Origin of the sequence: Hymenobacter sp. (assembly GCF_035709525.1) — a bacterium.
Taxonomy (GTDB): Bacteria; Bacteroidota; Bacteroidia; order Cytophagales; family Hymenobacteraceae; genus Hymenobacter.
In genome coordinates, this window is the sequence record NZ_DASTEP010000070.1 from 1 (window position 1) to 9,594 (window position 9,594).

The following is a 9,594-nucleotide window of genomic DNA, read 5'->3' on the forward strand; positions in this document are numbered from 1 at the left end:
GGTCTACATCCAAGCGGCCTTCGCGCACGGCCTCCGGGAAAAGCTGGCGCAGCTGGGTCAGGCGCTGGGCGGCGAGGTCAAGGCTGAGGCCATTCATAGGAAGCTCTGGAACATTATTGGGACAAATAAGCCTCAAATGTAGCCTATTTTGGTAGTTTCAAGCTTCAAAATCGTCCCACAAACCGTCCCTATACTGTCCCAGATTTGCCACCTTTCCGCACACTCTGCGAATGGCTACTCAACACCGGGGCGAGATTATCAAAGCCGCTATCCGCAAAGCGGGCGTCAACCAAGCCAAGCTGGCGCAAACCTTAGGCGTGTCGCGCTCGTCGCTCTACCGGCAGTACGAGGTGCCCAACCTGAGCCTGGCGTTCATTCGCCAGGTAGGGGAGGCCATCGCCTACGACTTCTCCACTGAAATCCGGGGCCTGCTACCCGCTGTTTCCGTGGCTGCCGAGCCATCCGCTCCCTACGCGCCCCTGAGCCTGGAAGACTGCCGCGGCAAGCTGCTGCAGGTGCACGAGCAGCTAGCCGAAAAAGTGCGGCAATACGACGAGCTGCTGGCCCGCTACCACGCCCTGCTGGCCGAGCGCGGCCAGTAGCCGCCGCGCTGGCTGGTGGCCACGGGCTACCGGCCGGCCGGGTATATCGGCGGCCGCGCCTTTGGTTACCTTTGGGAGCTTTTTTGGGAGCTTCTTTACGCTTTTCTACTATGCCCTCTGCCCCCCGCCTGCGCCAGCTGCGCCGCGACAAAACCCTCTTTGGCCTGGCCATGAATGCCACCCGCCTGCACCTGGAAGAAGCCGACCGCCTAAACCAGCAGCCCGAGCTGCTCGAAGCGCCCGACGACACGCTGCAGCTCATTCAGTACAGCATCGCCCAGTGGGCCGGCCTGGCTACCAGCTACGTTAGCCGCAAATACCGCTGCCCTACCCCGCAGGCCATCCAACTGCTCAGCGAACTGCTGGCCGACATCCGGGCCGGCGTGCCGGTGCACGAGCTGCGGCAGGTGCCCTTTGAGGTGGCGCTCCGGCTGCCGCCCGAACTGCTGGCCCAGCAGCAGCAGCAGCCGGAGCAACAGCAGCAAGAGCAACCGGCCGCCGAGTAGAACCGCTCCGTAATAGAAAAAGCGCTGTACTCCTCGTCGGAGTACAGCGCTTTTTAGTAGCACTAGGCTGTTGGCGCGTGCTTAAGCCGCTAGCCGCGCCAGCGCCTCGGGCGGCGTGAGCACCAGCTGCGCCCCGGCTGCGAAGCCCTTGGGGTCACGCGTCACGATGGCTTCAATGGCGGGTACCGTGCGGGCGGCGCAGTATTGCAGGCCGTCTTCGAAGTCGGCGAAGCCTAATGCTATGGTTGCTTCCACAACGGGGCGGTCTAGCGCGATGATGTTAGTCGCTGCCGCTAATTCTGTCAGGGCCTGTAAGCGCTCCGCTGCCGAATTGGTCTTGCGAAGCACGTAGTAAATATGGCTGAACGACAGCACTGAAATGTAAAGCGTAACCCGCCGGTCCGAAGCCGCCTCAAATAATTGGCGGGCAACCGGGCCAAAGTCGTCCCGCCGTAAAATAAAATCGAGTAGTACGTTGGTGTCCAAAAAGAAGTGCTTCATACCCCGTATTTCTCAGCTAGTCCGTCTTCCAGCTCTTTTTTATAATCAAAATCTGCCGGTGCCTTCAACGACCCGTACAGTTTTTGAACCGTGCTCACGGAAGGATAGACCAGTGCGGGAGCTACGGGCTCAGCTACTGGCCGGGCTGCCTCCGCCAACAAATCTGCTACCCAGCTATCTAGTTCCTGGCCCCGTTGGTGAGCCTGATGCCGAAGGAATTGTATCAGGTTGTCGTCGAGAGTAATAGTGAGCTGAGACATGGCGCAAGAAGTCAAGTTTTTAAAAGAACGGCCGGCGCGGCGAAGTAGTTTGCCACTCGGCTAGTACAGCACCCGGAACTTGATGGTGTGCTCGACCTCGCGCAGGGCCTGAATCACGTCTTGGTCGTAGGCCTTGTCGATGTCCGTAATCACGTAGCCCACCAGTTCGTTGGTTTTCAGGTACTGGCCCAGGATGTTGACGTGGTGCGTGGCCAGCACGTTGTTGATTTTGGCCAGCACGCCGGGTACGTTGGCGTGGATGTGGATGAGGCGGTGCGCCTGCTGCGTGGGCAGCAAAATGTTGGGGAAGTTGACGCTCTGCTGGGTGTTGCCGGTGTTGATGTACTGCATGATGCGCTCGGGCACAAACTCGGCAATGTTGCGCTGGGCCTCGGCGGTGCTGCCGCCGATGTGGGGCGTGAGCAGCACGTTGGGCAGGCCGCGTAGCTCGCTCTCAAACACCTCCTGGTTGGTTTTGGGCTCGTAGGGAAATACGTCGATGGCCGCGCCGCCGAGGTGGCCGTTGTGCAGCACTTCGGCCAGGGCCGGCACGTCCACCACGTGGCCGCGGGCGTTGTTGATAAACAGTGCGCCGGGCTTCATTAGGGCGAAATGCTTGGCCCCGAAGAAGTTCTTATTTTCGGGGCGGCCGTCGATGTGCAGCGTCACGATGTCGGCCTGGGGCAGCAGCTCTTCGAGCGTGTTCACCTTGGTGGCGTTGCCGAGTTGGAGCTTTTCGGCCACGTCGTAGTACAGCACTTTCAAGCCCAGGGCTTCGGCCACTACCGACAGCTGCGCCCCGATGTTGCCGTAGCCAATGATACCCAGCGTTTTGCCGCGCACTTCAAACGCGCCTTTGGCCGACTTGTCCCACTCGCCGGCGTGCATCTTGGGGTTCTTCTCCGGGATGCGGCGGGCCAGCACGATAAGCTCGGCCAGCGTCAACTCGACTACCGAGCGGGTGTTGGAGAACGGCGCGTTGAACACGGCCACGCCCTTGCGCATGGCGGCGGGCAGGTCTATCTGGTTGGTGCCGATGCAGAAGGCCCCGATGGCGATGAGCCGGTTGGCGGCGGCCAGCACGCGCTCGGTCACGTTGGTTTTCGAACGAATGCCGAGGATGCTCACGCCTTCAATGCGCTGAATCAGCTCGTCTTCGTCGAGGGCGCCGGGCACCAGCTCCACCTGGTAGCCTTCCTGGCGGAAAAGCTCGGCGGCGCGGGCATCGGGGTTTTCGAGCAGCAATACCTTGATGCGGTTTTTGGGGTAGCTCAGGGTCATGGGTAGCTTCAATTGGTACAAAAACTCGTCAAAAGTCGGGAGCACCTCGTCGGCGGCGGCCACTACGGTGGGGCGGCTCACGTTTTCGGTGTAGGCGTAGAAGCGCTTGGCCAGGCCGGCCTCGCGAATCTGGTAGTCGGTGTAGCCATCGCCGAGCACGTACACCGGCCCATCGAGCTGCAAGTCTTTCAGCTGCTGAATTTTGCCGCCGTCGCGGCTCAGCACGTTGCCGGCGTCGCAGCCCGTGATGGCGCCGCTATCGTCGAAGGTGAAGGTATTGGCCAGCACGTGGTCGGCCGCGATACCAAACTCGGCTACCACGGGCTCGATAAACTCGCGGAAGCCGCTGCTCACCACATAGATGCGGTCGGCGTGCTGCCGGAAAAAGTCGCCGTTGCGGCGGATGCTCTCGCTCACTTTGCCGCGCAGGTGGGTCACCAATGGCCCTAGGTGCTGCTGGTGCGCCCCCAGCAGGGCCAGCCGCTTACTCAAGGATTCCTGAAAGCCGATTTCGCCAGCCATGCCCTGGTCGGTGAGCGCCTTGATGGCGGCCACGCGCTGGGCCTGGTCGGGCTGCCCAGTGAGGGCAATGGCGGCTAATTCATCGAGGCCTTCTACTTGGGTAAAGGTCGAGTCGAAGTCGAAAACGAGGTAGGGGAGAGGGGCGGCAGTGTCGGGCATGAGCGCAAAGATGGGGCGGGCGCTACCTTGTCAGACTATGTCAATGTAGTTTATTCAAATTTTACCAAATTTGAAATAAGCTAGCTTAAGAAGGAGTCAGTCAAGCTTCTGGCTCCGCTTTCGCGAGCCAGAAGCCGATTATTCTGCCAACTGTTATGATTTATGCAGCATGAAGCGGCACTAATAGTCTATCTAACCAAAGCCTTATTCCCGGTAGCTGAGAGCTAATAGTCGTGCTGCTACCAAGAATTTAAGAAGCAACTAAATTGGCCAGCTGGTTTTACCATCAATTGATAGCCAAACTAGCCAATGGGCGCGAGCTACCGCATTTTACACTACTCGGCTGGCTGCCGGAAGGTGTAGTACACGCCTACCGTAAACAAGTTGCCTAAGGTGTTGGCGTTGAGGCCGAAGTTGGTAGTCGTGGTCTTGTTATTGGTATTGTCCTGCTTGGAGGTCGAGCGCTGGAAGCCGAACGTGCCAAACGAGCCCACCACGGCCAAGCGCTTGTTGAGACCGTAGGCGAAGCCCGCGTTGAGGTTGGTTCCGAAATCGAAGGTGCTGTACCTGGTAGTCGAGTTTACGGCGCCGGTGTTTTCGGTGCGGCTGTTGCCGGGCAGCACCGACACGTTGAGGCCCACGAAGGGCCGAAAGTTGCCTTCGCCGAAGAAGTAGCGGCTGTAGGCCGTGCCCCCATAGCGGTTGGTGATAGCGGCCATATTAATGCCATTGGCAGGCGTCTCTTGCCGAGAGCCGCTGAAGGTAAAGCCTACGCCAAGTTGCAGTTGGTTGCTGAGGAAGGTGCCGACTTCGGGCGAGAAGCTCCAGTTGCTGAGCTTGCTGGTAGTGGTGCTAATGCTACCGTTGTCGGCGGTGGTCGTGGTGTTGTTGAACCCGGCCTGCCCACCGATGTAGAGCGAGCCTTTTTGGGCGTGGGCGGTGAAGGCGCTCAGTACGAGCGCCGCGGGGAGGATAAAGTGCTTCATAAAAAAGAAATGCCAGGGTGGCAAAAACGAAAACGCGCCTGCGCAACCAAGCCCGATAAGCTGGGCAGGTAGCACAAGCGCGTTAAACGGCAAGCCCAACCTTATGGCTGTGCAAGCAGGTGAAAAATATGAAACTATAGATGCCTTCCTCTGCTGAGGCGTCGGCTTCAGCGTGTCAGGCTGGGTATGCGTGGCGCCAAGGCTATGGCGTGAGTTGGCAGAAGCTTATTGCTAGGAAGTGATATTAAAGAAAAAATGAACTGACTTATTAAAACAATGTGGGTACATAAAATGTATGTACATTTGTAGCCGTAATCAATCTGCTATTCCTACCGGCCACTGGCCACCCTTACTATCTTTATGAATATTCTGCACATCATTTCCAGCCCGCGCAAAGGGGCTTCGGCCAGCATCCAGCTCGCCAATGGTATCATCGAGAAGCTGCAAGCTGCTCATCCCGGCAGCAACGTAGTAGTCCACGACCTGGCTACCAACCCCTTCCCGCACCTGGAGGAGGCCAAGCTTCAGTCGTTCTTCACGCCGGCCGAAAGCCGCACGCCCGAGCAATCGGCCGCTGCTAAGCACTCCGACGATGCCATTCAGGAGATTAAGGACGCCGATATCATCGTGATTGGCGCGCCGCTCTACAACTTCGGCATCCCCTCGACGCTGAAGGCCTGGGTTGACCACATTGCCCGCGCCGGCATCACGTTCAAGTATGTCGATGGCGCGCCCCAGGGCCTCATCACCGGCAAGAAAGTGTACGTGGCTATGTCGAGCGGCGGCATCTACTCGGAAGGCCCGTCGGCCGGCTACGACTTCGTAGCTCCCTACCTGAAGGCCGTGCTCGGCTTCCTAGGTATGACCGACGTGACCGTAGTACGTGCCGAAGGCCTCGCTATCCCCGGCGTGCAGGACACCGCCGTGCAAAAAGGTCTGGATAGCGTGACTATCACTGCTTAAGCACACTGCGCTGGTTCGCTAGTGCTTTCGTTAGCTTAAAAAGCCCCCATTTGGGCCGCGCTACTACTTGCAGCGTGGCCCAAATGGGGGCTTTTTTTAAGTAAAAGGCCGGTAGCTGGCTACTTCCAGTTGGCCTTGTCGCGCCAGGTGTGGGTGGGCTCGTAGCCGAGCACGCGGCGCGCCTTTTCTATCGAAAGCAGCGTTTCGTGCTCGCCTAGGTCCTTGCGCACCTCCACGCCGGGCAGCGCCTCTTTCATCAGCTCGGCCGATGGTTTCTCCATCACTGTGTCGGCGTTGGCGATAATGAAGGGGTGCATGCCGGTGGCTTGCCACTCAATGGCTTTGCGGATAGCCTGGGCGCCGTCGCGGGCGTCGATGTAGGCCCACATGTTCCATTTGCGCTCTTCGGGGTCGGCCTGGTAGCTGGCAAATTTTTCGTAGTCCTGCGGCTCCATCACGTTCGAGAAGCGTAGGCCGACGAGCTTCAGGTCGAGCGTTTGGTAGCAAAACTGGCGGGCCATGTCCTCCATCAAAACTTTGGCCAGGGCGTAGGCGCTTTTGGCGCGCAGGGGGTAGTCTTCGTCCACGGGGGCGTAGGGTGCGTCGTTCTCGAAAGGCTCGCCTAGGGTGGTTTCGGAGCTGGCCCAGATGACGTTGCGGATGCCCAGGCGGCGCGACGCTTCAAACACGTTGTAGGTGCCCATCATGTTATTTTGAAACAAGTGGGCATCGGGGTACTGGCGCGGGGTGGGGAAGGCCGCCAGGTGCACCACGGCGTCGAAGGCATCGTTGCCCACGCCAGCGTGGATGTCGAACCCCACCGAGGAAAGCGCGTCAATCGTCTGGCCGAAGTCGCTCAAATCGGCGATGATGTGCGGAATGCCTTTGGCGGGCGCCACGGTGTCAATGACAAATACGTCGTAGCCGTGGGCTTGCAGGTCTTGCACGCACACGCGGCCCAGCTTGCCGGTGCCGCCGGTTACGGCCACGCGGCGGCGCGGGGCTTGTGGTTGGTTGCTCATAAGAAAGGAAGTAGTCGGGAGGTGAAAGCACCGGCCGCGGCCGGCTGCCAGCGCATACGCAAAAAGCGCGGCGGCTACCAGCCACGGGTGCCCCGAGGGCCGAATTTTATACCTCAGGCCAACCAACCCCCTCACCTGGCGGGCGTTTAAGAGAGACTTTCCTTCTTCTCTCTAAAACCAACCAGATTTCATGGAAGCTTACAAAGTAAAAGCCTACGGCGCTACCAACTCCATCTTCAACGGCCTCAAGGAGATGGAAATCGAGCGCTACGCGCCCAAGCCCGACGAACTGCACATCGAGGTGCTGTACTGCGGCGTGTGCCACTCCGACCTGCACCAAGCCAAAAACGACTGGATGAACACGATTTATCCCTGCGTGCCGGGCCACGAGGTGGTGGGCCGGGTAAAGGAAGTGGGCAGCACCGTAACCAAGTACAAGGTGGGCGACATAGTGGGCGTAGGCTGCATGGTCGACTCGTGCGGCAGCTGCGAGCCCTGCACCCACGGCGAAGAAAACTACTGCGAAGGCCCTGTGAGCTGGACGGCCACTTACAACGGCTACATGAAGCCGCAGAATAAGGATTTCAACACCTTCGGCGGCTACTCGACTGATATTGTGGTGAAGGAGTCGTTTGTGCTGCGCATCCCGGCGGCGCTGAATATTGAGGCCGCCGCGCCCATCTTGTGCGCGGGCGTTACCACCTTCGCGCCCCTCAAGCACTGGAATGTAGGCCCCGGCACGAGCGTGGGCGTGGTGGGCATTGGCGGGCTGGGCCACATGGCCGTGCAGCTAGCGCGGGCGCTGGGCGCCACGGTTACGGCCATTACGCAAGACGAGAAAAAGCGCGAGGCTGCCGAGCAGCTAGGCGCGCACGAAGTGCTGATTTCGAGCGACTCGAAGGCGATGGAAGCCCACGAGTCGCAGTACGATTTCATCCTCATTACCATTCCCGATGCCTTCGACATCAATACCTACGTGAAGCTGGCCAAGCGCAACGGCGTGCTCACGACGGTGGGCCTCCTAGGGCCCTATAAGTTGCCCGTCAACAACATGGAGGTGGCCATGCACCGCCGCTCTATTTCGGGCTCCATCATCGGTAGCATTGCTGAGACGCAGGAGGTGCTTGACTTCTGCGCCGAGCACAACATCGCGCCCGAGGTGCAGGTGATAAACATGCAGGACATCAACGAGGCCTTCGACAAGATGCTCGATAACGACGTGCGCTTCCGCTACGTCATCGACATGGCCACGCTGAAAAACGCGGAGTAGCAGCGTATAACCCACTAAAAAAGGCCCGGCGCTACACGTAGCACCGGGCCTTTTTGGGTACCTAGGGCTAAGCCCTGGCTAACCGCCTTGGGTCGAAGCGGTAGCGCGCCCCGCCAAACCAGTACAGCATGAGTGCCCGCGAGTAGCGCAGGGCAGCCGGGGCCAGCGCTAGCGCCGCACCAGCCACCGTGAGCACATAGACCCACACGTCGGGGTCGCCGCCCACAAAGTAGAGCAGTGCGCCTATCGTGAGCACCGTGGCCACGTTGAAGCCGTAGCTGATAAACATGGCGCCCCAGTAGAAGCCGGGCTCGGGCTCGAGGGGCACGGCGCACACTTCGCAATGCTCGGGCATGTCGGTGAAGTGCGCCAGGTTGAAGGCCGAATGGGTGAACAAACGCCCCTCGTGGCAGTGGGGGCAACGCAGCGAAAGCAGGGCAAGCGTGGGAGAGGCAGGGGCAGCCATGATGGTAGGAGTCAAGGAGTGAAGCCACAAAGGGCACTAGCCGAATGGGCACTACAAAGGTCCGACCCGCACGCCCCACCCGACTAGCCCAATTACGGCCTCTTCTAGGACAAGTTACCTTTTTGCCGAAACGCCTCGGGGCTCAGGCCCACGTACTTACGAAAGTAGCGCCCGAAATATGATGGGTCATCGAAGCCCAGCTCATCGGCTACTTGCGCCACGCTCAGGGCTGTATGCGTGAGCAGCCGTTGGGCTTCGAGCACCACGCGGGCGTGGATGAGGTCGCTGGCCGTTTGGCCCAATACGCGCCGGCAAAGGGCGTTGAGGTAGTTGGCCGTTAGGTGCAAAAGCTCGGCGTACTCGCGCACGCCGCGGCGGGTGCGGTAGTGCTGGTTGAGCAGCGCGCCAAACTGCCGAATCTGGCTTTGGGCCAGGCCGGCCTCGGTAGTGGCCGGGGCAGTGGGGTAGTGGCGGGTAGCCAGCTCCAGGATGAGCCCTAGGTAGGCGCGCAATACCTCGGCCTGGTTAGGGTGGTCGGTCTGGTACTCGTGCAGCAGCTGCTCGAAGAGCGGTGCTAGCTCATTAGCAGCCGGCAGGTAAAGCGCGGGCGGGTGGGCATTGTCGAAGAAAGGCAGCGCCAGCAGGTCGCGCTCGGGGTAGCGAAACTGGTAAAAGCTGGGCTCGAAAAACACCACGATGCCCTCGGCATCGGGCCCTAGGTGCCACTGGTGCACCTGCCCCGGCGCCAGGAAGAACACGCTGCCCGGCCCTAGGTCATACGTTACCAGGTCCACGGTATGCGTGCCGGAGCCCTGCGTGACATACAGCAACAGGTAAAAGGAGTGCCCGTGCGGCGCATTCACGTGCGGAAACCGCTCGACGTGCGCGCGCAGCTGCTCGGCGTAGTAGGGCGTGCGGGCGTGCGGAAACGGGGCCAGCGCCAGCACCGGTGGGGTAGGGGCTTTCAAACGTGCGAATTGGATAGACTTATTACGTGGCTTAAAGGTCTTAAAAAAACGGGTCATGCTGAGCGAAGCGCAGCGCAGTCGAAGCATC

11 protein-coding genes are annotated in these 9,594 nt (G+C 60.0%); 4 read left to right on the forward strand and 7 right to left on the reverse strand.

The features are described 5' to 3' along the window. The first annotated feature begins 230 nt into the window (after nucleotides 1-230). Together VFO93_RS06410 and VFO93_RS06415 are read left to right on the forward strand one after the other, a co-directional pair. Nucleotides 231-602 carry a helix-turn-helix domain-containing protein gene (locus VFO93_RS06410; RefSeq protein WP_325133520.1) on the forward strand — a complete coding sequence of 124 codons (372 nt, stop codon included), beginning with the start codon at nucleotides 231-233 and terminating at the stop codon, nucleotides 600-602. A 110-nt stretch (nucleotides 603-712) separates the two neighbouring features. After that, nucleotides 713-1,108, forward strand: a complete 396-nt coding sequence (locus VFO93_RS06415) for a hypothetical protein (protein ID WP_325133521.1) — start codon at nucleotides 713-715, stop codon at nucleotides 1,106-1,108. 81 nt (nucleotides 1,109-1,189) lie between these two features. Here VFO93_RS06415 and VFO93_RS06420 read toward each other — a convergent pair whose 3' ends face one another. From VFO93_RS06420 to VFO93_RS06435, 4 genes are all read right to left on the reverse strand, one after another. Next, a complete protein-coding gene (locus tag VFO93_RS06420) occupies nucleotides 1,190-1,609 on the reverse strand; it encodes a PIN domain-containing protein (protein ID WP_325133522.1) in 420 nt (139 codons plus the stop codon). Continuing rightward, nucleotides 1,606-1,869 carry a DUF6364 family protein gene (locus tag VFO93_RS06425; RefSeq protein ID WP_325133523.1) on the reverse strand — a complete coding sequence of 88 codons (264 nt, stop codon included), beginning with the start codon at nucleotides 1,867-1,869 and terminating at the stop codon, nucleotides 1,606-1,608. The genes VFO93_RS06420 and VFO93_RS06425 overlap by 4 nt, the downstream gene beginning before the upstream one ends. A 60-nt stretch (nucleotides 1,870-1,929) precedes the next feature. Beyond that, complete coding sequence (serA, locus tag VFO93_RS06430; RefSeq protein ID WP_325133524.1) at nucleotides 1,930-3,831, reverse strand: phosphoglycerate dehydrogenase; 1,902 nt, start codon at nucleotides 3,829-3,831, stop codon at nucleotides 1,930-1,932. A gap of 335 nt (nucleotides 3,832-4,166) precedes the next feature. Beyond that, nucleotides 4,167-4,817: an outer membrane beta-barrel protein gene (locus VFO93_RS06435; RefSeq protein WP_325133525.1), complete on the reverse strand. Its 651-nt coding sequence runs from the start codon at nucleotides 4,815-4,817 to the stop codon at nucleotides 4,167-4,169. 360 nt (nucleotides 4,818-5,177) lie between these two features. Here VFO93_RS06435 and VFO93_RS06440 point away from each other — a divergent pair, with 360 nt between their 5' ends. Continuing rightward, on the forward strand, nucleotides 5,178-5,780 hold the full coding sequence (locus tag VFO93_RS06440; protein ID WP_198991765.1) for an FMN-dependent NADH-azoreductase: 603 nt from the start codon (nucleotides 5,178-5,180) through the stop codon (nucleotides 5,778-5,780). 119 nt (nucleotides 5,781-5,899) lie between these two features. Here VFO93_RS06440 and VFO93_RS06445 read toward each other — a convergent pair whose 3' ends face one another. Then, complete coding sequence (locus VFO93_RS06445) at nucleotides 5,900-6,802, reverse strand: NAD(P)-dependent oxidoreductase (protein ID WP_325133526.1); 903 nt, start codon at nucleotides 6,800-6,802, stop codon at nucleotides 5,900-5,902. A gap of 190 nt (nucleotides 6,803-6,992) precedes the next feature. Between VFO93_RS06445 and VFO93_RS06450 the strand changes: the two genes are divergently transcribed. Continuing rightward, complete coding sequence (locus VFO93_RS06450; RefSeq protein ID WP_325133527.1) at nucleotides 6,993-8,072, forward strand: NAD(P)-dependent alcohol dehydrogenase; 1,080 nt, start codon at nucleotides 6,993-6,995, stop codon at nucleotides 8,070-8,072. 67 nt (nucleotides 8,073-8,139) lie between these two features. On the opposite strand, the gene VFO93_RS06455 is transcribed toward VFO93_RS06450, so the two are convergent. Then, nucleotides 8,140-8,538 carry a DUF983 domain-containing protein gene (locus tag VFO93_RS06455; protein ID WP_235998494.1) on the reverse strand — a complete coding sequence of 133 codons (399 nt, stop codon included), beginning with the start codon at nucleotides 8,536-8,538 and terminating at the stop codon, nucleotides 8,140-8,142. Nucleotides 8,539-8,642: 104 nt separating this feature from the next. Next, entirely contained in the window at nucleotides 8,643-9,506 is an 864-nt protein-coding gene (locus tag VFO93_RS06460; protein WP_325133528.1) for a helix-turn-helix transcriptional regulator, read from the reverse strand. Nucleotides 9,507-9,594 lie beyond the last annotated feature (88 nt).

What these genes read in the sequence shown, in the direction of transcription:
- VFO93_RS06410 (WP_325133520.1), top strand. Translation starts at nt 231, where the DNA reads ATGGCTACTCAACACCGGGGCGAGATTATCAAAGCCGCTATCCGCAAA.
- VFO93_RS06415 (WP_325133521.1), top strand. Translation starts at nt 713, where the DNA reads ATGCCCTCTGCCCCCCGCCTGCGCCAGCTGCGCCGCGACAAAACCCTC.
- VFO93_RS06420 (WP_325133522.1), bottom strand. Translation starts at nt 1,609, where the DNA reads ATGAAGCACTTCTTTTTGGACACCAACGTACTACTCGATTTTATTTTA.
- VFO93_RS06425 (WP_325133523.1), bottom strand. Translation starts at nt 1,869, where the DNA reads ATGTCTCAGCTCACTATTACTCTCGACGACAACCTGATACAATTCCTT.
- serA (WP_325133524.1), bottom strand. Translation starts at nt 3,831, where the DNA reads ATGCCCGACACTGCCGCCCCTCTCCCCTACCTCGTTTTCGACTTCGAC.
- VFO93_RS06435 (WP_325133525.1), bottom strand. Translation starts at nt 4,817, where the DNA reads ATGAAGCACTTTATCCTCCCCGCGGCGCTCGTACTGAGCGCCTTCACC.
- VFO93_RS06440 (WP_198991765.1), top strand. Translation starts at nt 5,178, where the DNA reads ATGAATATTCTGCACATCATTTCCAGCCCGCGCAAAGGGGCTTCGGCC.
- VFO93_RS06445 (WP_325133526.1), bottom strand. Translation starts at nt 6,802, where the DNA reads ATGAGCAACCAACCACAAGCCCCGCGCCGCCGCGTGGCCGTAACCGGC.
- VFO93_RS06450 (WP_325133527.1), top strand. Translation starts at nt 6,993, where the DNA reads ATGGAAGCTTACAAAGTAAAAGCCTACGGCGCTACCAACTCCATCTTC.
- VFO93_RS06455 (WP_235998494.1), bottom strand. Translation starts at nt 8,538, where the DNA reads ATGGCTGCCCCTGCCTCTCCCACGCTTGCCCTGCTTTCGCTGCGTTGC.